Consider the following 25,322-nt stretch of genomic DNA (forward strand, 5'->3'; position numbering starts at 1 on the left):
CTCACGTTCACCTTGAGCAATACTATTGAATCTTTTGGTTCCTGAAAGCACTCAAGACTTTCCACACAGAGCGTTCTAAAGCGGTGCTGGTTGCAATGCCTATTTTTTCGGCCAGCGTGCGTTTGTGCTGGAATGACACCGAAACAACCTCTCCACGCTCACAGGCTTCAATCAGATATTCGTCGGAGGTTTTGATCTCGTCGATCAGATTAACCTCAAGTGCCCGCTGGCCAAACCAGATGTCACCAGTGGCTACTGCCTGGATATCCAGACCCGGCCTGCGCTGACTCACATAGTCCTTAAACAGAACGTGAGTATCCTCAAGATCTTCAAGAAACTTCTTCCGGCCCTTTTCTGTATTTTCACCAAAAACCGTCAAAGTACGCTTGTACTCACCCGCGGTCAGTACCTCAAAGTCGACATCATTTTTCTTGAGCAGGCGATGGAAGTTCGGTAGTTGAGCCACCACCCCGATAGACCCTAATACAGCAAATGGTGACGCTACGATTTTATCTGCGACACAAGCCATCATGTAACCACCGCTGGCTGCCACTTTATCTACACACGCCGTCAGGGGTACGCCTTTGCTCCGAATACGGTCAAGCTGGGCCGATGCCAGGCCATAGGCATGCACTAACCCCCCGCCGCTTTCCAGACGAATAACCACTTCGTCTTTTTCCGGGTTAGCCACACTGAGCACAGCTGTTACTGCACGGCGGAGTGTATCGGTATCGCTGGCTTTAATATCACCGTCAAAATCGATGACATAAATGCGTTTTTTGGAGTCTTCGGTATCGTCGGTATTTGCTTTAGCTGACTTGGCCGCTTTTTTTTCAGCCTTTTCTTCTTTTTTCTTTCTTTTCGCCCAAGCCTTGTATTCGTCATCAGACATCAGCTTGGCTTGAATGGATTCTTTCAGCTTTCGGTATTGATCATTGAGTTTTCGTATTTTCAGCTCGCCTTCGTCTTCGTGATCATCCCGGCCACGCTGGCCTGCTGTAAGTACCAAAGTTGCGAGAATAATCGCAGCCACAACAAAGGTAGCCACCTTGGCAAGGAATAATCCGTAATTACTAATGAATTCCAAAATGCAGTCTCCAGTGCGCTAAATTCAGACATCAGAGTGTACTCTGTCGCGCCTGGAGTGATAAGCCCGGAATAAATTAAAACAAGCGTTCGATCGAGCTTGACATGAACCTACGCTAACCATAAAGTCGGATTGCGAGGTCGGCGCTACCCAGCCTGAAATGTAGCCATCTTATGCTAGGGATGTTGAGCCGCAACCATGACAAGACAAACCACCAAAAAGGGTAAACTAATGTCTGTAGCTCAGATTTTTGAAAAACTAGAACAGAATTTCAACGCAGACGCAGCACAGGGCTTGGACCTGGTGTTTCAGTTTGACATCGAAGATGACAAACCATACAACCTGGAAATCAAAGACGGTTCCTGCAAAATGAATGAAGGCGCTCACGACGATCCTTCTGTTACCCTGATCATGAACACTGAAACCCTCCAGGGCATTGTGTCCGGCGAAACCGACGGCATGCAGGCATTCATGGCTGGTCAGCTGCGCGCTGAAGGCGACATGATGCTGGCTACCAAGCTGGGTGAACTGTTCAACATGGGTTAATCCCTGCTGAATGTTCCACAAAAAAACCTGCGAATTTACGCAGGTTTTTTTGTGTCCGGGATTCCGTTTGGTAATCCCGTTTAAAGCCCCACATCTGCCAACGAGGACTCGGCCAGGTTCAGCAAATCTGCATTACTTTCTTCACGCCGACCAACACTCTCAATGTAATATTCCAGTGACGTCAATGCATCCGCCAAAGCTTCCAGCACCTGAGTTGCCGGCGCGTCTCTCTCGTCCAGAAGGCGCTCCTGAATCGAGCCGGCGACCCTGGCAATCACACCTGCAGCTTTAGCATCGTTAACCATGACAAGCCCACCCCAAATGCTATGTAAGGTTCCCGGCAGATTAGCCAGGTGCAACTTGTCGTAGTCAGATTCAATAAACGCTGTAATCGCACGCTTAGCCAAAGTTAAAGCGCCGCGAGCTTCTTCAGCGACCACCCAGATAGCCTCCTGCAAATACACAGATTCATCGTTTTTCGCACCAATACCTGCAAGAGCATCGGTTTCAGAGGTAATTCCACGGGTGACAATCTGCATCACGGCATCTTCTACACCCAGAACCGAGTCAGCCAGCTGATAAAGTTCATCTTCTGCCGGTAAGCGATTCTCCGCCTCCCACTTGCGCAACCTGATGGCCTCATCACGAGTAATGGCTGCCAGACGGTTTAAGTCCAGCATCACCAGTGTATTCCCAAGTCTTTCGAGAGCATCCGCTATTGATGACAGCTCCGCCAGGTCAGGCTCAATGCCTCTTTCAATAATATCCAGTTTGTCTTTAAGTTGGTTGAGTTCTTCAAGAAGCGCTTCTGACAAAGACTTGAGAACATCACTACCGGGGCCGTAAAGCCTCCGGGAATGCGCCTCAAGCATAGAGTCTGGGAAATCTGACGGTGTGAGGTTATATGCGCCAAGCACTCTGGTAACTTCGGGATTTGCCGAGCCGCTGCGATAAAGCAAATAGATGAGATCTTTAACTATCGAATCCGGCGCATCTTTCGTTGTAGCGACCTTCCCCACATAAACCATTTCGCGAGCGTATTTTTCCAGACGCATCAGCAAACGCTTACGAGCCTTATTAAACCCCATCGCTCTGTCGAGCATGGCATCAGATGTAATTGCCAGAAGACACCACATCTGGCCCATTGGAGCGCCCTGACAAAGCCGTGCAAACCCACGGGCAGAACGAGCCATCAGCTTCTTGCTGACGGTCTCGTTACGTTCACGCAGTATCCCAAGCAGCGCAACCTGGAAGGTTAACCTCATGCGGCGCGCAAAAATTTCGTACTCGCTTTCATCTTCCACAACGGAGTGAAGCGACAGGTCACAGCAAAAGTCTGGCCGCTCACGAACGTCTATGTCAAAGAAGCAGGATTCCGGATAGGGTTTTTCTTTCCGGGCTTCCCGCAATTCGTTAATAATCGGAAGTAATAACTCCGGGTGATCTGCACGCTGCTGGTGGTAGTACTCAACATAGCGACGAAGAGTGAACAACGCACTGTTAAGCGTAGTAAGCAGTATGTTTTTATCGTCGTTTGCGCCCACAGGTACATCATTGGCCAGATTCACCGCTTCCTGACAAATCAGTGTGCCACCACGAAGCTCAACGAGGAGGAAAATTCCTCGTAACTGGTTCAGGTAGTCAACACAGTTCTGCAGGTCTTCACCACTTTCTCGATTTTCCTGAAAGCGCTCAAGGCTGGATTCTGCCTGTTTGATGGTCTGTTCTATTTCGCTTTTAACCAGATCAAACGACTGCGATTTCGTCGCCAGAGACGATTGAACCATAAACACTTCCTGTTACTTCGCGGAGACTACCGCTGCCCATATGTGAACGATAAATTCACAGGGCAACACAGCTATTTCAGCATCGTCTGCACCGCTCTGTGAACGCTATCGATTCGCTGAAAAAATAGCGAACTTATCATTACTTATAACACAAAACTCAAGTAGCTCAAGAAAGCCAGAATGTAACAAATGGTACAGATAGACACAGATCTCACTCTGAAGCATCCAGTTTGCTCCATAACGTCTGGCCAGCCTGCTTTTCTATGCTCGCCATCAGCGAATCATGTGCTTTGACTTCATCATCTGTAGCCTTGATAACGGCCAATCGGGGCCTGTCCTTCGGAACACGGCGCAAGCCGCTTGCCCCTTCCCCTTCGCCAGACCCGACATCCAGAGACAGCGCGGTCTGACCGCCGGTCATCAGCAAATACACGTCGGCCAGAATCTCGGCGTCAAGCAAAGCGCCGTGGAGTTCACGATTAGAGTTATCTACTCCATAGCGCTTGCAAAGAGCATCCAGGTTGTTTTTTTGCCCCGGGTGCTTGGCTCGGGCAATGGCCAGGGTATCGACAATACCGCAGTGATCGGCGGTTTTTCTGACCGGATTTAGCCTTGCGAATTCGGCATCCATAAAGCCAACGTCAAACGCTGCGTTATGGATAACCAGCTCTGCCCCTTCAATAAACGCAAAAAATTCGTCAGCTACTTCTGAAAATTTAGGCTTATCTTTAAGGAATTCGTTAGTGATGCCGTGGACGGTAATTGCCTCGGCCTCAACTTCTCTATCCGGATTAATATAGACGTGATAATTCCGGCCAGTTAACTGGCGTTCCACCACCTCAACGCAGCCAATTTCAATAATCCGGTGGCCGGCACTCGGGTCAATACCCGTGGTTTCTGTATCCAGTACGATTTGTCTCATTAAAAACCTTCAGAAGAGCTTCAAAGTTTAAAAATACGCATGCTAGGCGCCCTTAATCCCGGCGACACCGAGATTGGCAAGCTCGTCAGCCAACTCATTACCAGGGTGACCCGCGTGGCCTTTTACCCAGTGCCAGGTAACTTGGTGCCGCGCAGATTCAGCATCAAGTTCCTGCCATAAGTCAGCGTTTTTTACTGGTTTTCGGGCAGCAGTTTTCCAGCCGTTTCGTTTCCAGCCTGCCATCCACTCAGTAATCCCTTTCCGCACATACTGAGAATCCGTATATAGATCAACCTTACAATTACGATTGAGCGCTCTAAGGCCCTGAATGGCGGCTATCAGTTCCATTCGGTTGTTGGTGGTCAGGCTTTCGCCGCCGTGCATTTTTTTTTCCGCGCCACCATAACGTAATACCACGCCCCAACCACCCGGCCCGGGGTTACCTTTACACGCACCATCGGTGTATATCACTACTTTGTCCGTCATCAATACTCCCGGGGATTCCTTCTGATTTCAGTTTTGCTGGTGGTGTTATTTGCGCACCCTCTGGAAGCACCAACGGCACCTGGAAGAGACATCACTTTACTCTTACGCCAGCTGACGCCCCTTCGGATAGGCGCCTGCACCCTTTTGCGCGCAAGGATACAGTAATACGCCCCGACAGGAATAATGTTGGGATGGCCAGACAAAGACCCCAAAGGGGCCTTGCCATACCCGTCTCTGCGCTGCACGGGCGCGGTGCAAAAATACGTTGACGAAGACTCCAGAGCAAACCCCAGCAGCCTGAGCCAGTCTTCCATACGCGAGCGCAGCAAAAAACGCCCTCCCCAGGGGCCCTGCCGGTGCCGCGAAATCATTTTTCGTACGCCCCACAGGCTAATGGGGTTAAACCCGATCAATGCCATCACACCCTCGCCTCTTAGCACTCTGGCAGATTCCCGGAGTACCTGGTGGGGGTCGCGGGAAAAGTCCGCTGCATGATGCAAAATAACGAGATCCATAGAGTCTCCCGGAAACGGCAACTCTTCGGAGTCACAAACTGCTACGCCGTCGGGCATGTGGGGGTGCCACCCGGGCGAAGTAATAATTTTCTGGATAAAATCCGTACCGCTCGCCAGCGGTAACCGATGGCTCAAGCCAACCTGCAGCTGCCGTGCGCCAGACAGTTCTTCCAGTTCACGATCAAGAACACCCCGCTGACTCGCCAGCAAACCACGCCCTAGCGGCGTCTGAAACCAGCGTTCAAAACTTTCGTGCCGTGCGGCAAAATCAATTGGCCCTGAAGATCCCACATTGTATTCCTCTATACAGGTAGCCTTAAAAGCCTGGCTCCTTGGGGTGGACGCTCTGTTGCTTTATCATATCAGGCACATTCCTCAAGCACATGTGGTGATGATGTTCAGCATTAATCCTATCCCGGCGTTTTCTGACAACTATATCTGGTGCCTCTCAGACGTTGAGGCAGGCAAAGCTTTGGTGGTAGATCCCGGGCAAGCTCAGCCCGTTGCTGATTACTTAAAAAGCCAGAGTCTGACACTGGACACCATTCTGGTTACTCACCATCACTCAGACCACACGGGTGGTATTTCAGAACTTCAGGAGTTGTACCCGGATGTGCGAATCATTGGTCCTGCTGACTCACGGTTCAAGAACCTGACCGAAAGTGTTAAAAACGGCGACATAGTTAACTGGCAAACGATCCGGTTCAAGGTTACTGCCACTCCTGGCCACACTCTGGACCATATCGTGTACTTTACCTCCACTGAAATTAATGGCGAGCCCGCTCTGTTTTGTGGCGACACGCTTTTTGTCGGTGGCTGTGGAAGGTTGTTTGAAGGCACAGCAGAGCAAATGTTTAATTCGTTAAATACCCTCAGGGCGCTACCAGACAATACAGCCGTTTATTGTGCCCACGAATACACACTCGCCAATCTCCGGTTTGCTCGCCACTGGCTGCCGGAAGACCTGGCTCTGGCGGAATTTGAACAACACTGCCAGCGATTAAGAGAAGCCGGGCAACCAACAGTACCTGGTTCCCTTAAAGCTGAAAAAGCCTTGAACCTCTTTCTGCGCTGGGACGACCCGGTTGTTGTACAAGCTGCGCAAGCCTATGGCCAGGCTAAAGGGCTACAGGTAACCAAACCGTCTGAAGTGTTTGCTGCTGTCCGGCATGGCAAGGACCACTTCTGACACCAGGTATTCAGGGGCCGCGTTAACAAGATATCTCAAAGCGGTAACATCACTGGCCTTGACCGCTTTAAAAATCGTCCCATAGAATCCTCAGTTAATACTACTTGTAACTCCTTAAATATGCCGGAATTTTATACATGAACCCGGCAAAAACATCCGGAATCCAACTTATGCCGGTTAAGCGAATTTCTCTTATTCTGCTCGCCACCTCGATGACCGCAGGATGCAGCAACACCCAGATCATCGAAAATTTACGTGCACCATCGGCCTGGTTCACCGATTCATCTCAAAATGAAGACGGCAACCCACTGGAATCCGAAAATATTGTTGTTGCCCAAGGAGACGAAGAGTTAATAGCTGACATTGAATTCGGGCAAGTAAATGCGGCTAACGCGCTACTCGATAACGCCATCTCGCCAGAATTAAAGTCTGAAGCAAAGCACGCACGGAAGACGCTGGACGCGCCTCCGGAGACAACAACAAGCCCCCACACAGAGAGCGATATGTGGAACCGTTTACGTGCCGGTTTCGCTCTGGATCATTCAGTAGAAAATCAAAGGGTTCAGTCACAACTCGATTGGTATACCCGCAATCCTCGTTATATTCAGCGTGTGGTCGAACGAGGTTCCCGGTACCTTCATCATATCGTTAGTGAGACTGAAGCTCGGGGCCTGCCTACCGAGTTTGCTCTGTTACCCGTTATAGAGAGCGCCTTTGATCCGTTTGCGTATTCTCACGGACGTGCCGCAGGTCTTTGGCAATTCATCCCCTCAACCGGAAAATACTTTGGCCTGACCCAAAGTTGGTGGCACGATGACCGCAGGGATGTACTGTCCGCGACAGACGCTGCCCTAACGTATCTTGAGCGTCTGGCGAATCGGTTCGATGGCGATTACACCCTGGCCCTGGCTGCCTACAACTCTGGCGGCGGAACGGTATCCAGTGCAATGCGCCGCAACAGAAAAGCAGGCAAACCCACCGATTACTGGTCGCTGGGTCTTCCAAAAGAAACTCAACATTACGTTCCGAAACTGATTGCGCTGGCGAAGGTGATTGACAACCCCGACGCCTATGGCATCGAGTTACCAGAACTTAAAAATGAGCCTTACTTTGAGATCGTAGAAACCGGTTCACAACTGGATCTTGCCCAGGCTGCAAAACTTGCCTCGGTTGATATCGACGAAATCTATCTGCTAAACCCTTCCTATAACCGCTGGGCAACTAACCCGGATGGTCCGCACCGGCTTCTGATACCTACTCAAAATGCTGAGACCTTCCGGAAAGCGTTGGCAAATTTCCCGGCTAAGCAGAGGGTTTCCTGGCAGAACTATAAAGTATCGAGCGGGGACAGCCTGAACAGTATCGCTCGCCGGTTCTCGACCACAGCGGCTGTGATCCGACAGGTCAACAAGCTCGATACCGACCTGATTCGCATAGGCCAGCAACTACTGATTCCGTCATCAACCAAAGGTTCTGAAGCATACGCTTTAAGCCAACCCCAGCGCCTTGAACGTAAACAAGAGCGCAAACGCTCAGGTAATAAGGTGCGCTATAAAGTCCAAAGTGGTGATACCTTCTGGGACATCGCACGCGAGCACCGGGTAAGTGTGCGGGAAGTTGCTGCGTGGAACGGTATGGCACCGGGCGACCCGCTACACCCCGGCAAAGAACTGGTGATTTGGAGCAAAACCAGGCCACCAGCAACAACCGCCAGCAATACACGAAGCAAAGCCATGGTCCGCAAGGTCGGTTATCGCGTTCGCAGTGGTGACTCGCTTTCGGCTATTGCCTCACGATTCTCTGTGAATGTGCGGGATATCGCATCATGGAACGATCTTAATACCAAGCGTTATCTTCAACCCGGCCAAAGTCTGGTACTCTACGTTGATATAAGAAACAGCCCATAACGTGCGAGAACCATGACAAAAACACGGAAAGCATCAAGCCTCACAGGACTGATAACTTTGCTGGCCCTGATGGCCACCAGCCTTGTTACTCACGCAGATAGCCAAGCCGTCGAAACGCTCAAACCCATGCACGGCATAGCTATGCACGGCGACGTTAAATACCCCCCAAACTTCAGCCATTTTGACTATGTAAATCCGGAGGCGCCGAAAGGAGGCCACCTGAAGCTCAGCGTAGTGGCCAATGGCTTTGACAGCTTTAATCCTTTCGCTGTCCGGGGCGTCGCAGCTGCAGGCATCAGCACCTATGTGTATGACACACTACTGGTGTCATCTGATGACGAGCCTTTTTCGGAATATGGCCTGATTGCTGAAAGCATCGAAGTCCCGGAAGATCGAAGCTACGTTATTTTCAACCTTCGGGATGAAGCCCGCTTCCAGGATGGAACGCCGATTACCGCGAAAGATGTCGAATTTTCATTTCGCATACTGACTACCGAGGGACATCTCTTTTACCGCAGTTATTATGCAAATATAAAAAGTGTCTCCGTTGAAAATCCCCACCGTGTCCGTTTTGATTTTGGTGAGGCAAAAAATCTGGAACTCCCGCTAATTATCGGCCAGATGCCGATTCTTCCCGCTCACTACTGGGAAGGTCGGGAGTTTGAAGGTAATGGATTGGCGATACCCGTTGGCAGTGGTCCATATCGCATTGAATCGTTTGACGCTGGTCGGTCCATCACCTTTGAGCGCGTGCCTGATTACTGGGCAAAAGATATTGCGGTGCGAAAAGGCCGGTTTAACTTCGACAAAATCACCTACGAATACTACAGCGACGACACAGTAGCGCTGGAAGCGTTCAAAGCAGGTAATTTTGACTTCCGTCAGGAATTCTCGGCCAAAAACTGGGCCACCGCATACACCGGCACCCCGTTCGAAAACGGGTCTATCACTAAGATTGCTATCGAGCATCACAGCCCAACGGGTATGCAGGGTTTCGTTTTCAATACTCGCAAAGATATGTTTAAACACCCAAAAGTTCGCGAGGCTTTAGCCTACGCTTTCGATTTTGAGTGGGCCAACCGCAACCTTTTCTTTGACCAATACACACGTACCGACAGCTTCTTCGAAAACAGCGAGCTGGCGTCTGACGGCTTGCCCGCCGGGCGCACACTGGAAATCCTTGAACCTTTCCGCGACCAGCTGAGCCCTGCCGTATTCAACACTGAATACACGCCCCCTGACACCGGTAAATCGCAAAGCCTTCGCGACAATCTCAGGCAGGCACTGAAACTGTTATCCGAAGCGGGTTATAGCATTCGTGATGGCAAAATGGTGGAAAATGAAACGGGTGCGCCACTGGCCTTTGAGATTTTGCTCGCACAAAAAAGCTTTGAGCGTGTAGTACTGCCATTCACTCAAAATCTGAAAAAACTGGGTATTGATGTCACCGTTCGCCTCGTTGACAGTAATCAGTATATCCGGCGTGTACGCAGTTTTGACTTCGACATGATCACTCATAGCTTCAGGCAGTCAGATTCACCTGGTAATGAACAGAGGGACTATTGGCATTCCTCGAACGTAAATAAGGAAGGCTCCGGTAATATCGCAGGCGTTAACGACCCGGTCATTGACCAACTGGTGGAGATGGTCATCCAGGCACCTGATCGCGAAGAATTGTTGCATAGGGTGCGTGCTCTCGATTACGTGTTGCTGCACGGTCACTATGTCATTCCACATTGGCATGTGAGCAAAGACCGGGTTGCCTACTGGAATCAGCTTGAACGACCAGGCGTCACCCCAAAAAGCGGAGTCGATCTGAACAACTGGTGGATAACCCCCTGACTGATCGAACTTGAACCAGGCTGTAAAGGAAGGACTCCTCCTCTAGATGAGTACATACATACTCCGGCGATTAGCACTGATTATCCCTACACTGATTGGGATCATGCTACTCAACTTCGTCATCGTTCAGGCAGCTCCCGGTGGCCCCATTGAACAGCTGATAGCAGAAATGGAAGGCTTAGGCGGGAATGCCCTGGCTCGCGCTGGTGGTGGCGATATGCGGGGAGAAGTGTCTTCGGCCTCCGGCGAAAGCCGTGGGTCACGAGGCCTGCCACCAGAATTGCTTGAGCAAATGGAGGCTCGGTACGGGTTCGATAAACCTGCACATGAACGCTTCCTGAAGATGCTGAAGGATTACGCTACCTTTGACTTCGGTAATTCTTTCTTTCGCGACCGCTCTGTTGTCGGACTGATCATCGACAAAATGCCCGTCTCCATTTCTCTCGGCCTTTGGTCAACCTTGATTATCTATCTGATATCCATTCCTCTGGGTATTCGGAAGGCTGTCTCCGACGGTTCCCGTTTTGATGTCTGGAGTAGCTCCGCTATTGTTGTGGGCTATGCCATACCGGGTTTTCTGTTTGCCATTCTGCTGATCGTTCTTTTTGCCGGCGGCAGTTATTTCGACTGGTTTCCATTAAGGGGACTGACCTCGCCGGACTTCGACACCATGACCTGGTACCAGAAAGTCGCCGACTATTTCTGGCACCTGGTTTTGCCAGTCACCGCGAACGTGATCGGAGGGTTTGCCACCCTGACCCTGCTGACCAAAAATTCTTTTCTCGATGAGATTGGAAAACAATATGTAGTCACAGCAAGAGCCAAAGGCCTGGAAGAAAAGCAGGTGCTATACGGGCACGTTTTCCGCAACGCAATGCTGATTGTTATTGCAAGCCTTCCTGGAGTGTTAGTGTCTTTATTTTTTACCGGCTCATTACTGATTGAAGTCATTTTCTCTCTGGATGGATTGGGGTTGCTAGGTTTTGAAGCCGCCCTCAACCGTGACTACCCGGTTATCTTTGGCACACTTTACATCTTTACCCTTATGGGGCTGCTGCTGAAACTCATCAGCGATATAACCTACGTTCTGGTAGATCCACGGATCGATTTTGAAAGCCGGGAGGGGGCCTGATCGTGGTTAAACTGTCCCCTATTCAGCGCCGGCGGTTAAGCAACTTCCGTAATAACCGCCGTGGGTTCTGGTCACTCTGGCTGTTCCTGTTCATCTTCGGACTAAGCCTCTGCGCCGAACTGATTGCCAACGATAAACCGCTGTTTGTCTCATACAACGGAGACTGGTATTTCCCTGTCGTACAAAGCATTCCCGAAGAAACCTTCGGAGGCTTCCTGCCCACCGAAACGGATTATCGGGATAGCTTCATTACAGAAGAAATCAACGCCAATGGCTGGATGGTGTGGCCGCCAATTCCATTCAGCTACGACACGATTAACTACAACCTGGACGTCCCCTCACCGGCACCGCCCAGTTCGGTTAACTGGCTTGGAACAGATGATCAGGGGCGAGATGTCGCAGCCCGGGTAATTTACGGCTTCAGAATCTCGGTAGCCTTTGGTCTGACACTAACCATTACCAGTTGTATTGTTGGTGTTGCTGTTGGAGCCATTCAAGGCTATTACGGCGGCAAGGTCGATCTTCTGGGGCAGCGCTTTCTGGAAATCTGGTCCGGACTGCCGATGCTGTATTTACTCATTATTCTTTCGGCCATTGTGCAGCCCAACTTTTGGTGGCTCCTGGGCATCATGCTCTTATTTAGCTGGATGGGGCTGGTAGACGTGGTTCGGGCCGAATTCCTTCGAGCCAGAAATTTCGAATATGTGCGCGCAGCAAGAGCCCTGGGCCTCGATAACCTGCACATTATGTTCCGGCATGTTCTGCCAAACGCAATGGTAGCCACACTGACCTTCATGCCGTTTATTCTGGCGGGCGCGATTACAAGCCTGACCTCACTCGATTTCCTTGGATTCGGCCTACCTTCGGGTTCACCCTCACTCGGTGAGTTAATTGCTCAGGGTAAAGCTAATCTGCATGCACCCTGGCTGGGTATTTCCGCGTTTGTATCCTTGTCACTCATGCTTACGCTTCTGGTGTTTACTGGTGAAGCGGTGCGTGATGCTTTTGACCCGAGAAAGAACTGACATGAGTGACCTGATATCAATTTCAGACCTTTCCATCCAATTTGATAATGGTCCCCTGGTTGTTAACAACCTGTCCTTGACTGTAAAACCAGGGGAAACCTTGGCGGTTGTGGGTGAAAGTGGCTCAGGGAAATCGGTTACGGCACTTTCCGTGCTTCGCTTGCTCGACGAACGTCATGTGAAATACCCGTCTGGCCGTATCCTTTTTCACGATCAAGACGTGTTAAAAGCTTCCCAAAAGCAGATGCAGAAAATTCGTGGAAGGAAAATCAGCATGATTTTCCAGGAACCCATGACATCTCTTAACCCTCTGCATACCGTTGAAAAACAAATATCCGAAACCTTACAGTTGCACTTAGGCATGCGGGGGCCTCAAGCTCGTGAACGATGTATCGAATTGCTGGATCTAGTTGGTATTCAAAACCCCGGGCAGCGCCTGAAAAGCTACCCTCATCAACTTTCAGGTGGTCAAAAACAACGGGTCATGATTGCCATGGCGCTGGCAAATGAACCGGAGCTTTTGATAGCTGATGAACCTACCACTGCACTAGATGTAACTGTCCAGAAGCAGGTCTTAGAACTTCTGAAAACTCTCCAGAAAAAGCTTGGCATGGCCATGCTTCTGATCACCCATGACCTGACCTTAGTCAGGCGCTATGCCGACCGGGTATTGGTAATGGAGCGAGGCATCAAAGTAGAGGAAGGCAATACCAACCGGTTGTTTTCCTGTCCTGAGCACGCCTATACCCGGACATTGATCGACGCAGAGCCCCCTGAACACCCTCGTCCTCCGGCGGGTAATATCGCTCCGTTACTGGACGTATCCGGCCTGAACGTGGCATTCACGATTAAGAAAAACATGTTTGGAAAGGTCACAGAGTCCTTCCACGCAGTAAAAGATGTCAGCTTTAACTTAGGTCAGGGAGAAACACTTGGCATTGTGGGAGAAAGTGGTAGTGGTAAAACCACCATTGGTCACGCGTTATTGAAGCTGACGGGCAGTACGGGATCAATCAAGCTCGATGGTACGGAATTATCCGACCTGTCCCAAAAACAGTTCCGCCCCTGGCGGCGGCGAATTCAGATTGTGTTCCAGGATCCGTTTGGTAGCCTTAGCCCTCGCATGTCGATTAATGAAATCATAAAAGAGGGTCTTGAGATTCATGATCAGGCCAATGCTGACCAACATGAAAACAAAGTAATTCAGGCCCTGAAAGATGTCGGGCTCGATTCTGATGCCCGGTACCGGTACCCGCATGAATTTTCCGGAGGTCAGCGACAGCGCATTGCTATCGCCCGCGCTTTGGTATTACAACCTGAATTAATTATTCTTGATGAACCAACCTCAGCTCTTGATCGAACAGTTCAAAAGCAAGTAATTGAGTTACTGCAAGAGCTTCAGGTGCAGTATGGGCTAAGCTATATTTTCATCAGCCATGATCTCAACGTCGTTCGGGCATTAAGCCATAAACTGTTAGTGCTCCAGCACGGTAATATTGTCGAGTACGGAGATGCGGAGGATATCTTCCGTAAACCCGAAAAGGCCTATACACAAGAACTGCTTAAAGCAGCATTTTTTTATAGTACAACCTAATTCACTACGACCAATTGACGTTACCTTCCCCGACCCTTGTCGGGGATAATGCGCCAAAATCAAGGAACATAGGGAGCAGATACCCATGGGAATCCTCAGTGGTAAGAAAGCACTGATTGTTGGCGTTGCCAGCAAACATTCCATTGCTTACGGCATTGCCGAAGCCTTTGCCCGTGAAGGCGCTGAATTAGCCTTCACCTATCAAAACGAAAAGCTTCAATCGCGCGTTGAAAAGTTTGCAGAACAATGGGGAAGCAACATCACCATTCCCTGCGACGTTGCTAGCGATGAGGAAATTGAGGGCGTCTTTACCGAACTGGCCAAGCACTGGGACAACGTCGACATCATCATTCATGCGGTTGGCTTCGCTCCAAGCCATGAATTGAACGGAAATTATGTAGACGTAACCACCCGTGATGGCTTCCGTATAGCTCACGACATCAGTTCGTACAGCTTTGTAGCCTTGGCCAAAGGTGCTCGCAAGATGTTGCATGAGGGCAGCAGCCTGATGACGCTCAGCTACCTGGGCGCTGAAAAGGTACTGCAGAACTACAACGTAATGGGTCTTGCAAAGGCGTCACTCGAAGCCAACGTGCGCTATATGGCCGCCAGCCTGGGTAAAGAAGGAATTCGGGTAAACGGAATCTCTGCCGGCCCAATTAAAACTCTGGCCGCATCTGGCATCAAGAGCTTCCGCCGCATGCTCGCAGAAAATGCAAAACGCGCGCCTTTACGTCGTAATGTTACAATTCAGGAAGTTGGTAACGCTTCTGCGTTCATGTGCTCAGATATGGCTTCTGGTATTACCGGCGAAATTCTTTATGTTGATGCTGGTTTTAACATCACCGGAATGGGTGAACTGGAAGACTAAACATTTCCTGTTTTCTCAACAAACAAAGCTGGCAAAGGCCAGCTTTGTTTGTTTTTAGCTGTCAGTAAAAGCTTGAGCCACCGCATCCAGCCAGGCAAGGTAATCGGTTTCATCAGAGTCCAGAACACGAACGCCCATCAAGTACCCTCGCCCATCCTCTCGACACCAAATCACTTCAATCATTAAATGAAACGGTTCTGACAAAGAATCGAGGCGAACATGAGCGCTTAAAATCGAATCAACATTCAAGGCCTGCTGTGAAACAAGGCTCATACCCCGGACTGAAATGTCTCTTATCTCGCAGCTAACCGTATTGAAACTTGCCGAGCCGTCATCCCCCTCATGGGGCTCTAACGACTCAATCTGTATTTTTGCAATTGCACGCGCCGTTAGCCGGTAGTCTTCCCGCATATCCTGACCGTCGGGTGCCACCTGATCTGCGCCGAAGCTGTAATCTTTGTCTTCCATATTCAATCCTTAATTCCGGCCCACACGAATACGTCCAACCACCCGACTCAGCGTGTCATCAAACTCAGCCCCACCACCCAGGATCCGTATCCTCCCTTCAACTATGCCGGCCACCAACTCGTCATGCATGAACTGATGACGGTTCAACCCCAAACGGTCGACAAATATAAACTTTCTCGAAGCCGCTATTTTTACGGCCAATTTTAAACGCAATGGCTCATTTTCCTGAGATTCGCCCTGAAGAGAAATCCACCCCTCCAGCCCGATACCTTCAACAAGTTTGGTTGCCGCAGCTTCTGCCTCCTTCCGCAACCGCTCAAGCTCCAGTTGTTCATCAGCCAGCCTTCGTTCTTCTGCAATCGCTTTCTGCCTGGCCAATTCCGCTTTATGAGCAGCTTCTTGTTCTGCCTGGATACGCAGAGCCTCTTCTTTCTCGCGGCGCAGAGCTTCTGCTCTGGCTCTGGCTTCTTTAGCTGCAAGCTCCCGTTGTTGTTGTTGCTTGTCACACACGTTTACAAGCACCCCAACTGTTTCGTTTAAAACCTCTCCAAATGGCTTAGAGTCGGGCATTTCCCTCAGAATCTGGGCCTCACGCTTCATCCTGAACTCTGACCAACTTTGCAGGCCTAGCTTTACTCCGGCCCCGTTGGTCCAGACAACTTCCTGGCTTTCTTCAAGCAGTGTGAAGAAAAACCGCCGCTGCTCCTGTGCTCCCTCACCTTCTACGAACCAATGCCCGATATAAGGCTCATAATCAGAAGCCTGAACCGGTTCCATTCCCAGCCAGCGATTATCCCACATGAAATTGATTTCCGGCGGCAAGGCCAAGGCCAACTCCGGAACCTCCCCCCGGATCCGATCAACAATAACCGCGTGGATACCCTCACCTGAGGTCGCAGGCATATCCTGTCCCAAGGCCCTACGCCAGACGTCCTGTATTCTATCCCCCAGCTGTTCACCAACCTGGTACAACTTGTTACGGTCTTTATCAGACAACTCCGGGTCACCAACCCAGACCAGCCATTCGAGAATTTTATTTGCATGCCGATACAGTTCACTATCAACACCATCGCCAAGCACGCTCTGCTTAAGTACTCTGAACCAGTCATCCATGATGAATTGAGAGATGACCGGTGGTAGGTTTCGTCCTGACAAGGCTCTACCCACCAGCGCTCTGGCAACCTGTTCAGCAAGGCGCTGTCGTGAAGCTCCCAGCTCAGTTTCGTATAACCGTTCACGAAGTCTGGTTACCTGAGCGCCTCGCCTAAACATGTCATCAAGCGATTGCCGACAGTAATTCTCCAGGGGTTCGATGGTCTGACTCTCGAAACTTCCAGCCACAGCGATGATTAAACTATCGAGCTGTTCGAGCAGAATCCGCGAAGAGCGTCCACCGTTATCGCTCCAGCCGCGCCATTCCTGCAAGTGATCAAGCCATTGCAGAATCACATCGCTTAATGCGGTATTACCGGCGTCATCCAGGCGCCAGGCCAGCCAGAACCGCAGCCGGGCAACACGACTGACCAATGAGGTATGAAGACCACTGGTTTTCAGGAAAACATCCATGATGCGATCTGATAAATAGGCCGCATTCACCTGGCGGACACTCCATTGAATCTGGACCGATCGGAGCACCTTGGTAACACGCTCATCTCGTTGCTCAGACCAGCAAGACAAGAGTAACGGACGCCAGTCAGGGGTGGCTTCTGGCGCGGCCTTGGCTGTCGGATAAGGTAAATCGGGCACTCGGATGCCAGCAAGAACCTGGTCGATCCTGTCGGACACCACTTTTCTTGGTGAGAAGACTGCCTGTGGCCTCTGGGGCTTGGGATACATCCGTTACCTGTTATCTGGAAGCGTTGAAATGGACCTTCAAATAACGCAGTATAACCAACTCGCCGGGGTTTGCTGCAACCGTGTACCGGCACCATTCGCGTTAATCTTCAATCACCGGGCAAGTAAACACGGAGTTGCCCCGGTGATGCAACGATCTGATTCGGGGAAGCACAACAAGATGTCGGGCAAGAAACTGGAAAACCTGAACGTGGCCAGCCAGGAACCACTGATTACTCCTGAAGCTCTGAAAAAAGAACTGCCACTCTCTGACAAGGCTGCAGACACTGTAGCTGCGGGCCGTCAGGCCATTTACGACATCATGGACGGCAAAGATAAGCGTTTATTTATTGTTGTGGGTCCTTGCTCGATACACGATGTAGATGCTGCCCTTGACTATGCGTCCCGCCTGAAAAAACTGGCCGATGAAGTCAGCGACACTCTGCTACTGGTTATGCGCGTTTACTTCGAAAAACCACGCACGACGGTAGGCTGGAAAGGCCTGATCAACGATCCACACCTGAACGATTCTTTTGATATAGAACAGGGCCTTCACATTGGGCGTCGTCTCTTATTGGACATCAATGAGATGGGGCTTCCGGTAGCCACCGAAGCATTAGACCCAATATCTCCTCAATACCTGCAAGATGCCATTGCGTGGTCAGCCATTGGTGCACGCACCACTGAGTCACAGACACACCGTGAGATGAGCAGTGGCTTATCAATGGCCATTGGTTTCAAAAACGGCACAGATGGCAATCTGGATGTTGCTGTCAATGCAATGAACTCCGTCTCCCACCCTCACAGCTTCCTTGGCATTGACCAGCAAGGCCGTGGCGCGATCACCCGTACCAAGGGCAACAACTATGGCCACGTGGTTCTGCGGGGGGGCGGTGGAAAGCCAAATTACGATTCCGTCAACGTAGCGCTGTGCGAGCGAGCGCTGGAAAAAGCCGGGCTGCGTAAATCCATCATGATTGATTGCAGCCATGCAAACTCCAACAAAGACCCCGCCATTCAACCATTGGTTATGCAGGACGTTACCCGCCAAATTATGGAAGGTAATGATTCCATTCAAAGCCTGATGGTTGAAAGCAACATCAACTGGGGAAATCAGCCTATTCCAGAAAACCTGGCTGACCTTAAATATGGTGTATCGGTGACTGACGCCTGTATTGATTGGGAAACAACAGAGAAAGCTATCCGTGATATGCGCGAGAAGCTGAAAGACGTTCTGCCAAAACGCGGAAACTGATCAAAGGGGTCCGGATCAATGAATGATGCGGACCCACATTCAGTGCATCAATTGACGGGCTGAGCACCAAGCCAGTCCAACTTACGCCTCAAGCTGACAACCTGACCAATAATCACAATCGTCGGCGCCTGGACACCACTTTTCTCCACAACGCCTGTAATCGTTTCAAGAGTCCCTGTCACAACTCGCTGTTCCGGCGTTGTCCCCTTCGAGACTAAAGCCACAGGCATGCCTGAGTCCATCCCATGTGCAATGAGCTCTCGGCAAATGATCGGCAGACCCACAAGCCCCATATAGAACACGAGCGTCTGATTGGATTGAACAAAATCAGACCACGGCAAGTTACAGGTGTCATTTTTCAAGTGCCCGGTTATAAACCGAACCGATTGAGCGTGATCACGGTGCGTTAGCGGGATACCAGAATACGCTGCACACCCGGAAGCCGCAGTTATGCCTGGCACGACCTGAAAACGGACCCCCGCAGCCGCAAGTGTTTCGATTTCCTCACCACCACGGCCAAATATAAAGGGGTCCCCCCCTTTAAGCCGAACCACTCTGAAACCTTCCCGGGCCAGATCTACCAACCGCTGATTGATCTCATCTTGAGGTAAGGTATGGTTTGAACGTTGTTTGCCAACGTGAATCTTCTCAGCCTGTTCGGGTATCAAAGCCATAATTTCGGGTGACACCAGGCTATCGTAAAGCACCACTTGAGCAGCCTGGATGAGTCTCCAGGCTTTCAGTGTCAGTAATTCCGGATCACCAGGCCCTGCTCCGACAAGAGCGACCTCCCCTGCAGAATTATTCGGATTATCAGTGATGGGATTCACTTTGAACCGAACCGGGGCAGTTCCGGGCTTTACACCTTTGCCCGGTACATCATTCTGATGGCTCATTGGATCCGCTCAACGCCGCCCATGTACGGTTTGAGCACCTCAGGAACGAGGATGCTGCCATCCGCCTGCTGGTAGTTTTCCATGACAGCAATCATGGCACGACCAACCGCCAGACCAGACCCGTTCAATGTATGAACAGGTTCAGGCTTTCCGGTTTCCGGGTTGCGCCAGCGTGCCTGCATCCGGCGTGCCTGGAAGTCCCGGGTGTTTGAACAAGAAGAAATCTCCCGGTATTTACCCTGCCCGGGCAACCACACTTCAAGGTCGTAAGTTTTAACCGCTGAGAACCCCATATCACCACCACACAGCGTGACAACCCGGTACGGCAGCTCCAGCAACTGCAATACTTTCTCTGCATGGCTGGTGAGTTGTTCCAATGCCTCCGCAGACTCGCTTGGGCGAACCACTTGTACCAACTCAACCTTATCGAACTGGTGCTGGCGAATCATGCCACGAACATCCCGTCCATATGAGCCGGCTTCGCTGCGGAAGCAAGGTGTATGACAAACCATCCGCAATGGTAACTCGGAATCTTCCAGAATTGTGTCTGCCACCAGGTTAGTTACAGGCACTTCCGCGGTAGGAATCAGGTACAGGGGATTATCGCCAACCGTACGGAACAGGTCCTCCTCAAACTTTGGGAGCTGACCAGTACCAAACAAAGCGTTGCCATTAACCAGATACGGAACGTAGGTTTCAGTGTAACCGTGTTCGCTCGTATGCAGATCCAGCATGAACTGAGCCAGGGAACGGTGCAACCTGGCCAGCTGGCCGCGCATGACGGCAAAACGGGAATGAGCAAGATTCGTCGCTTTTTCAAAATCCAGCCCTTTAATCGCTTCACCCAAGGCAACATGATCCTTCGGCTCAAAATCAAACGTCCGCGGCGTACCCCAGACCCGGGTTTCAACGTTATCGTCTTCACTTTTACCCGGCGGAACATCTTCATCTGGCAAGTTAGGAATACCCGCCAGGAACGCATTCAGAGACTCCTGAACAGACCTCAGCTCATCTTCTGCTTCGCCCCGCTGTTGCTTGAGATTATCCACTTCATCCAACAACGGCTTGATGTCTTCACCAGAGGCCTTCGCTTTACCGATCATTTTAGACCGTTTGTTCTGCTCGCCCTGCAGAGCCTCGGTACGAACCTGAATGGCTCTGCGACGCGCCTCCAACTCTTCGAAGGTGGCAACGTCAAACTCAAAGTTTTTGATAGCCAGCCGACGGGCGATCTCTTCAGTCTGTGAACGGACACGTTTGGGATCGAGCATGGTGTTCCTGAATTATCCAGTTAACGAATGGGTGAATAACTCGACATTATACCCGCCGGAAACCTGCTGACCACCATCGGCCAGCGCAGCATTAACAAATCAGTCATTGGTGCGGATTAATATCGTTTTGTTGGGCTTTGAGCATCAAGTGCTTCAAGCCGTTTCCGCTTTTCAGCCAACTTGATTTCGAGGCCCCGCATTACGGGTTCGTAGTATCGGCGTTGATGTATGGCCTCTGGCAGATAATTCTCGCCAGCAGCATAAGCGTCGGGCTCATCATGGGCATAACGGTACTCTTTCCCGTGCCCCATGCTTTTGAGCAGTTTGGTGGGCGCATTCCGTAAGTGAACAGGAACTTCATAATCCGGGTCTTTGCGAATATCTGCCATGCACTGATTAAAGGCGGTATAAACCGCATTACTCTTGGGGGCCATCGCCAGGTAGGTAACGGCTTGAGCCAAAGCCAGCTCACCTTCAGGAGACCCCAGTCGCTCTTGGGCATCCCACGACTGCAAAGTGATCTGTAACGCCCTGGGATCCGCATTACCGATGTCTTCGCTGGCAATCCGGACCAACCGGCGAGCTATATAAAGCGGGTCGCAACCGCCGTCTAACATCCGGCATAGCCAATACAAAGCACCATCAGCATTGGAGCCTCGGACTGATTTATGTAACGCGGAAATCTGGTCATAAAATACGTCCCCGCCTTTATCAAAGCGGCGAAGGCTCGTTTGCAGGACCTGCTCAAGAGTTTCGGAGGCGACCCTGTTGTAGCCTTGTTCATCCACCTCTGCCAGATCTGCAGCCACTTCAAGAATATTCAGTGCCCGCCGCGCATCACCACCAGAGGCCGCCGCCATGGCGCCAAGAACAGATTGATCAACCTGGAGATCACCCCCAAAGCCTTCGTTACTTTTCAGGGCCCGGTCGAGCAGCGTCAGAATGTCATCGGGCTCAAGGTTTTTCAAAACGTAAACGCGCGTACGGGATAACAAAGCACTGTTCAGTTCAAAGGAAGGATTTTCCGTAGTTGCGCCGACAAAAATGAAGGTGCCATCTTCAATATGGGGCAGAAAAGCATCCTGCTGACTTTTATTGAAACGATGCACCTCATCCACAAACAACAGTGTGTCACGCCCCTGTGACTGCTTGCGATTCTTTGCCCGCTCAACAACCTCTCGAATTTCCTTCACACCACTAAGCACGGCCGAGAGAGTTTCAAAAGTCAGTTCGCCCACGTTGGCGAGCAACCGGGCAAAAGTAGTTTTACCTACGCCCGGTGGCCCCCATAGGATCATAGAATGTAGCTGCCCCTGCTCCACAGCTCGCCTGAGCGGCTTTCCAGCCCCAACCAGATGCTGTTGACCAACATATTCATCAAGTGTTGCAGGCCGCATTCTGGCCGCAAGAGGCTGAAAACCGGTTTCTTGTTGAAACAGGTTGTTCTGCATCAGACGCCATCCCGAATAACGTCAACCTCCTCGGGATATTCCAACCGGAAGGCGTTTTTATCAATTGCCTTGTTCAACGCAACGTTTTCAAAGCTGAGAATGCTGATTTGAGACAAGGAATCTTCCATTCTCATTTCTTGCAGTTCGCCCTGATAGAAACTGAGGCGTAATGAGACAAACAGTGAATCCGCACCCCGTGGCACCAACGTGAATTCTTGAGCCGCTTCAGCCAACATACGATGACTGACCTCGTAGGTTTCATCCAGATTGTCAACCTCGCCACTGAGCAAGAGTGCCGGTGTGGTCTGCACACGGTCATCGAGCTTATGAATCGTGACCTGTTCAAGATCTGGATCATAAACCTCTACCTTCTCCCCATCACTGACAATAAATTGCGACAGAGGTGCATCGGTTTCCCAATAAAATAAGCCAGGACGCTTGGCCTTCAGTGAACCACGGGTTTCCTGAACCCGGCTACCATTTTCTCCAACCACAATCTGAATAAAGTCAGCCTGATAGGTCTCATAACTGCGCAGAATGGAAGATAACTCTTCGGCCGCGCCTTGTGACGACTCCTGCCCTGTTGCTATGCCGGAAGACACAGACAAGAGCACAAACAAAATACTGGTTAACAGTTGTCTGGCCATTGATAAATCTCCTAGTCTCTTGGGGGTGGGGGTGCCAGAACTTCTCTGGCGCCATTATGGCCCGCTGAGCTGACGACGCCCGCCGCTTCCATGGCATCCACCAGATTGGCCGCACGGTTGTAGCCAATTTTAAATTTGCGCTGCACCGAAGAAATCGACACCCTGCGACCTTCCGTCACAAAGGCTACAGCTTCGTCAAAAAGGGCATCACCCTCATCCCCGCCACCACCTTCACTCAAGGTGGGGACACCCGGAAGGTATTCGCCTTCAGCACCACTTAGTACATCGTCGACATACTCAGGCTCCCCCCTGGCTTTCCAGGCGCTCACAACGCGGTGCACTTCATCATCATCCACAAAGGCGCCATGAACCCGAACCGGCAAGCCGGAGCCCGGTGGCAAGTACAACATATCCCCATGGCCGAGAAGCTGCTCTGCTCCACCTTGGTCGAGCACTGTCCGGGAGTCTATCTTGGAAGAAACCTGGAACGAGATACGAGTAGGAATATTCGCTTTAATCAGACCTGTAATAACGTCAACGGACGGGCGCTGAGTTGCTAGAATCAAGTGAATACCCGCCGCCCGCGCTTTCTGCGCGATACGCGCAATAAGCTCTTCAACTTTTTTCCCGACAATCATCATCATGTCGGCAAACTCGTCAATCACCACAACGATGAAAGGCAGGGTTTCCAGTTCCGGGCGATCCTGTTCATCGTTGGCGAGGAATTCGTCCGGCTTCCACAGTGGGTCAAGCAGAGGTTCACCATCGGCATGAGCGTCTTTAATTTTTTTGTTGTAACCCGCCAGGTTCCGGACCCCCAGGCTTGCCATTAGCCGGTACCGACGTTCCATTTCAGCAACACACCAGCGTAAGGCATTGGCAGCTTCTTTCATGTCGGTAACAACCGGAGCCAGAAGATGGGGTATGCCGTCGTAGATGCTGAGTTCAAGCATCTTGGGGTCCACCATGATAAAGCGGACATCTTCCGGACCAGCCTTCAGCAGCATGCTCAGAATCATAGCGTTCACGCCCACCGACTTACCGGAACCCGTAGTACCGGCCACCAGCAGATGAGGCATCTTCGCGAGGTTGGCAACCATCGGGTTACCGCCAATGTCATTACCCAGGGCTAGTGTCAGAGGCGACGCAGAGTCAATAAATACCCTGGCCCCCAGGACTTCACTCAAACGCACAATTTCACGTGTTTCGTTCGGTATCTCAATGCCTACCACCGATTTACCCGGAATCACCTCGACTACCCGGACACTTAATACCGCTAACGAGCGGGCAAGGTCCTTTGCAAGGTTAGAAATCTTGCTGACTTTGACACCCGCCGCCGGTTTGATTTCAAAACGGGTAATAACAGGACCGGGATTAACTTCAACGACTTCAACGGTAACCCCGAAATCAGCCAGCTTTTCTTCCAGCAGGCGTGACATGTGCTCCAGCGACTCTTCCGAATAACCGCTCTCTTTGTGCTCCTCTGGCGGATCAAGCAGCGTAATCGGTGGAATTGGGCTTTCGATATCCTCAAGCAGAGAACCTTGTCTGGTATCTGCCTTTTTACTTGAACCGCCCTGGTCTTCTTTTATGAAAGGGGCAATTTTCAGAGAGCGGCCTGCTGACTTTTCCGTTTTCCTGGCAGAAACCTTTGGCGTTACGGGCTCGGCATCCCGGGAACTAAAACTTTCAATCCGCGCAGGTTCAGTCTCTACCGCAGGCTGTCCTTCGAGAGCCGGCTCCTTGCGCTCAATACGGGATTCACTGTTTCGTCCAGGCTTTGCAGCTGGAATTTTCTTTCGAAACAAACGACGCCACCAGGATACTCTGCCATCCATAGAGGGCCTGGTATCCGGCTCGGATTTTTGCGTGTCTGCATGAATAACGGGAGGTTCAGGTTCGTGTTTTAATTGTGCCGGACGGTCTGATTTCTTGAATTTACGTCGCACAAATGCGCTGATCGCCAAGCCAGCCTTCAGGGTGACATTACCAACCTGATCCATCAGACGGAACCAGGAAAGGCCAGTGGTGACAGTCAACGCAAACAGGAAGATGGCAATCAACAACAGCGTTGTCGCAGGAAGGTTAAAGAAGCGCACCATAGCTTCCGACACAGCTTTACCTAATACACCCCCGGAAGACATCCCCAAACCGAACAGGGAATATAAAGACAACAGGCTGGTTGCCGATAGTAAAATCAGCAGAAAGCCACCCGAACGCACCGCAAACAACGGCCAATGCAGGTCGAGAGGCTGGTGACGCAAGCGGATCAGCATTAACGCATAACCGGCCACCATTACGGGGAAAAGCCACGAAACATGGCCAAAAAAGTCCATTAACAGACTGGCGAGCCACGCACCCGTTCGGCCAGCATGGTTCTGGACATCGGTTTCGTGGCCAATACTGGCCCAACCGGGATCAGATGGGGTGAATGTAAACAACGCCATGGCCAGGTAAATGCACAACACAATCAGGCCAAGGACAGCACCCTCTCTGGCCCCCTGGGCCATCAGACGGCGAAAGCGCTTTTGTTTGTCTGTCAGTTCCGTAGGTACAGATTTCTTCGCTTTAGCGGGTGCCGCCATGAATGCTCAAACC

General features: G+C 51.0%; 20 protein-coding genes and 1 pseudogene. 9 read left to right on the forward strand and 12 right to left on the reverse strand.

Features of this window, described 5'->3' with window-relative positions; all coding sequences use genetic code 11:
* Positions 1-22 precede the first annotated feature (22 nt).
* Positions 23-1,087 carry a protease SohB gene (sohB, locus tag ABYA77_RS06445; protein ID WP_372965132.1) on the reverse strand — a complete coding sequence of 355 codons (1,065 nt, stop codon included), beginning with the start codon at positions 1,085-1,087 and terminating at the stop codon, positions 23-25.
* Positions 1,088-1,318: 231 nt separating this feature from the next.
* Here sohB and ABYA77_RS06450 point away from each other — a divergent pair, with 231 nt between their 5' ends.
* Entirely contained in the window at positions 1,319-1,633 is a 315-nt protein-coding gene (locus ABYA77_RS06450; protein ID WP_372965133.1) for an SCP2 sterol-binding domain-containing protein, read from the forward strand.
* 80 nt (positions 1,634-1,713) lie between these two features.
* On the opposite strand, the gene ABYA77_RS06455 is transcribed toward ABYA77_RS06450, so the two are convergent.
* The 4 genes from ABYA77_RS06455 to ABYA77_RS06470 all read right to left on the reverse strand — a co-directional run bounded on the left by ABYA77_RS06455 (position 1,714) and on the right by ABYA77_RS06470 (position 5,634).
* Positions 1,714-3,420 carry a chemotaxis protein gene (locus ABYA77_RS06455; RefSeq protein WP_372965134.1) on the reverse strand — a complete coding sequence of 569 codons (1,707 nt, stop codon included), beginning with the start codon at positions 3,418-3,420 and terminating at the stop codon, positions 1,714-1,716.
* Positions 3,421-3,631: 211 nt separating this feature from the next.
* Positions 3,632-4,342: a DNA polymerase III subunit epsilon gene (dnaQ, locus tag ABYA77_RS06460; protein ID WP_372965135.1), complete on the reverse strand. Its 711-nt coding sequence runs from the start codon at positions 4,340-4,342 to the stop codon at positions 3,632-3,634.
* A 42-nt stretch (positions 4,343-4,384) separates the two neighbouring features.
* Positions 4,385-4,828 (reverse strand): ribonuclease HI, encoded by a 444-nt coding sequence (rnhA, locus tag ABYA77_RS06465; RefSeq protein ID WP_372965136.1) that lies wholly within the window; start codon positions 4,826-4,828, stop codon positions 4,385-4,387.
* The gene (locus ABYA77_RS06470; RefSeq protein WP_372965137.1) at positions 4,828-5,634 is read right to left on the reverse strand and encodes a class I SAM-dependent methyltransferase; all 807 of its coding nucleotides are present in this window, start codon (positions 5,632-5,634) and stop codon (positions 4,828-4,830) included. Before ABYA77_RS06470 ends, rnhA begins: the two co-directional genes overlap by 1 nt.
* Positions 5,635-5,737: 103 nt before the next feature.
* On the opposite strand from ABYA77_RS06470, the gene gloB reads away from it, so the two are divergent.
* The 7 genes from gloB to ABYA77_RS06505 all read left to right on the forward strand — a co-directional run bounded on the left by gloB (position 5,738) and on the right by ABYA77_RS06505 (position 14,903).
* A complete protein-coding gene (gene gloB / locus ABYA77_RS06475; RefSeq protein WP_372965162.1) occupies positions 5,738-6,532 on the forward strand; it encodes a hydroxyacylglutathione hydrolase in 795 nt (264 codons plus the stop codon).
* Positions 6,533-6,702: 170 nt separating this feature from the next.
* Complete coding sequence (locus tag ABYA77_RS06480) at positions 6,703-8,439, forward strand: LysM peptidoglycan-binding domain-containing protein (protein ID WP_372965163.1); 1,737 nt, start codon at positions 6,703-6,705, stop codon at positions 8,437-8,439.
* 12 nt (positions 8,440-8,451) lie between these two features.
* A complete protein-coding gene (locus ABYA77_RS06485; RefSeq protein ID WP_372965138.1) occupies positions 8,452-10,281 on the forward strand; it encodes an extracellular solute-binding protein in 1,830 nt (609 codons plus the stop codon).
* 46 nt (positions 10,282-10,327) lie between these two features.
* Positions 10,328-11,413 (forward strand): microcin C ABC transporter permease YejB, encoded by a 1,086-nt coding sequence (locus tag ABYA77_RS06490; protein WP_372965139.1) that lies wholly within the window; start codon positions 10,328-10,330, stop codon positions 11,411-11,413.
* A gap of 2 nt (positions 11,414-11,415) precedes the next feature.
* Entirely contained in the window at positions 11,416-12,438 is a 1,023-nt protein-coding gene (locus ABYA77_RS06495; RefSeq protein WP_372965140.1) for an ABC transporter permease, read from the forward strand.
* Between the two features lies 1 nt (position 12,439).
* Positions 12,440-14,032, forward strand: coding sequence for an ABC transporter ATP-binding protein (locus ABYA77_RS06500; RefSeq protein ID WP_372965141.1), 1,593 nt, complete (start codon positions 12,440-12,442; stop codon positions 14,030-14,032).
* A gap of 85 nt (positions 14,033-14,117) precedes the next feature.
* A complete protein-coding gene (locus ABYA77_RS06505; RefSeq protein WP_372965142.1) occupies positions 14,118-14,903 on the forward strand; it encodes an enoyl-ACP reductase in 786 nt (261 codons plus the stop codon).
* A 54-nt stretch (positions 14,904-14,957) separates the two neighbouring features.
* Here the strand turns inward: ABYA77_RS06505 and ABYA77_RS06510 are convergent, their stop codons facing one another.
* Together ABYA77_RS06510 and ABYA77_RS06515 are read right to left on the reverse strand one after the other, a co-directional pair.
* Positions 14,958-15,371 (reverse strand): PilZ domain-containing protein, encoded by a 414-nt coding sequence (locus ABYA77_RS06510; protein WP_372965143.1) that lies wholly within the window; start codon positions 15,369-15,371, stop codon positions 14,958-14,960.
* A 9-nt stretch (positions 15,372-15,380) separates the two neighbouring features.
* Complete coding sequence (locus ABYA77_RS06515; RefSeq protein ID WP_372965144.1) at positions 15,381-17,156, reverse strand: DUF1631 family protein; 1,776 nt, start codon at positions 17,154-17,156, stop codon at positions 15,381-15,383.
* 229 nt (positions 17,157-17,385) lie between these two features.
* On the opposite strand from ABYA77_RS06515, the gene ABYA77_RS06520 reads away from it, so the two are divergent.
* Entirely contained in the window at positions 17,386-18,459 is a 1,074-nt protein-coding gene (locus tag ABYA77_RS06520; protein WP_372965164.1) for a 3-deoxy-7-phosphoheptulonate synthase, read from the forward strand.
* A gap of 47 nt (positions 18,460-18,506) precedes the next feature.
* Here ABYA77_RS06520 and cobA read toward each other — a convergent pair.
* From cobA to ABYA77_RS06545, 5 genes and pseudogenes are all read right to left on the reverse strand, one after another.
* Positions 18,507-19,313, reverse strand: a pseudogene (gene cobA, locus ABYA77_RS06525) (uroporphyrinogen-III C-methyltransferase); the annotation flags it as partial.
* A 38-nt stretch (positions 19,314-19,351) separates the two neighbouring features.
* Entirely contained in the window at positions 19,352-20,626 is a 1,275-nt protein-coding gene (gene serS, locus ABYA77_RS06530; protein ID WP_372965145.1) for a serine--tRNA ligase, read from the reverse strand.
* A 116-nt stretch (positions 20,627-20,742) separates the two neighbouring features.
* Positions 20,743-22,077: a replication-associated recombination protein A gene (locus ABYA77_RS06535; RefSeq protein ID WP_372965146.1), complete on the reverse strand. Its 1,335-nt coding sequence runs from the start codon at positions 22,075-22,077 to the stop codon at positions 20,743-20,745.
* Positions 22,077-22,724 carry an outer membrane lipoprotein chaperone LolA gene (gene lolA / locus ABYA77_RS06540; protein WP_372965147.1) on the reverse strand — a complete coding sequence of 216 codons (648 nt, stop codon included), beginning with the start codon at positions 22,722-22,724 and terminating at the stop codon, positions 22,077-22,079. The genes ABYA77_RS06535 and lolA overlap by 1 nt, the downstream gene beginning before the upstream one ends.
* An 11-nt stretch (positions 22,725-22,735) precedes the next feature.
* Positions 22,736-25,309, reverse strand: coding sequence for a DNA translocase FtsK (locus tag ABYA77_RS06545; RefSeq protein ID WP_372965148.1), 2,574 nt, complete (start codon positions 25,307-25,309; stop codon positions 22,736-22,738).
* Positions 25,310-25,322 lie beyond the last annotated feature (13 nt).

It is taken from the genome of Marinobacter sp. (assembly GCF_041595835.1).
GTDB lineage: Bacteria > Pseudomonadota > Gammaproteobacteria > Pseudomonadales > Oleiphilaceae > Marinobacter.

What these genes read in the sequence shown, in the direction of transcription:
- ABYA77_RS06455 (WP_372965134.1), bottom strand. Translation starts at nt 3,420, where the DNA reads ATGGTTCAATCGTCTCTGGCGACGAAATCGCAGTCGTTTGATCTGGTT.
- lolA (WP_372965147.1), bottom strand. Translation starts at nt 22,724, where the DNA reads ATGGCCAGACAACTGTTAACCAGTATTTTGTTTGTGCTCTTGTCTGTG.
- ABYA77_RS06500 (WP_372965141.1), top strand. Translation starts at nt 12,440, where the DNA reads ATGAGTGACCTGATATCAATTTCAGACCTTTCCATCCAATTTGATAAT.
- ABYA77_RS06485 (WP_372965138.1), top strand. Translation starts at nt 8,452, where the DNA reads ATGACAAAAACACGGAAAGCATCAAGCCTCACAGGACTGATAACTTTG.
- ABYA77_RS06480 (WP_372965163.1), top strand. Translation starts at nt 6,703, where the DNA reads ATGCCGGTTAAGCGAATTTCTCTTATTCTGCTCGCCACCTCGATGACC.
- ABYA77_RS06450 (WP_372965133.1), top strand. Translation starts at nt 1,319, where the DNA reads ATGTCTGTAGCTCAGATTTTTGAAAAACTAGAACAGAATTTCAACGCA.
- ABYA77_RS06535 (WP_372965146.1), bottom strand. Translation starts at nt 22,077, where the DNA reads ATGCAGAACAACCTGTTTCAACAAGAAACCGGTTTTCAGCCTCTTGCG.
- ABYA77_RS06510 (WP_372965143.1), bottom strand. Translation starts at nt 15,371, where the DNA reads ATGGAAGACAAAGATTACAGCTTCGGCGCAGATCAGGTGGCACCCGAC.
- ABYA77_RS06545 (WP_372965148.1), bottom strand. Translation starts at nt 25,309, where the DNA reads ATGGCGGCACCCGCTAAAGCGAAGAAATCTGTACCTACGGAACTGACA.
- serS (WP_372965145.1), bottom strand. Translation starts at nt 20,626, where the DNA reads ATGCTCGATCCCAAACGTGTCCGTTCACAGACTGAAGAGATCGCCCGT.
- dnaQ (WP_372965135.1), bottom strand. Translation starts at nt 4,342, where the DNA reads ATGAGACAAATCGTACTGGATACAGAAACCACGGGTATTGACCCGAGT.
- gloB (WP_372965162.1), top strand. Translation starts at nt 5,738, where the DNA reads ATGTTCAGCATTAATCCTATCCCGGCGTTTTCTGACAACTATATCTGG.
- rnhA (WP_372965136.1), bottom strand. Translation starts at nt 4,828, where the DNA reads ATGACGGACAAAGTAGTGATATACACCGATGGTGCGTGTAAAGGTAAC.
- ABYA77_RS06520 (WP_372965164.1), top strand. Translation starts at nt 17,386, where the DNA reads ATGTCGGGCAAGAAACTGGAAAACCTGAACGTGGCCAGCCAGGAACCA.
- ABYA77_RS06490 (WP_372965139.1), top strand. Translation starts at nt 10,328, where the DNA reads ATGAGTACATACATACTCCGGCGATTAGCACTGATTATCCCTACACTG.
- ABYA77_RS06505 (WP_372965142.1), top strand. Translation starts at nt 14,118, where the DNA reads ATGGGAATCCTCAGTGGTAAGAAAGCACTGATTGTTGGCGTTGCCAGC.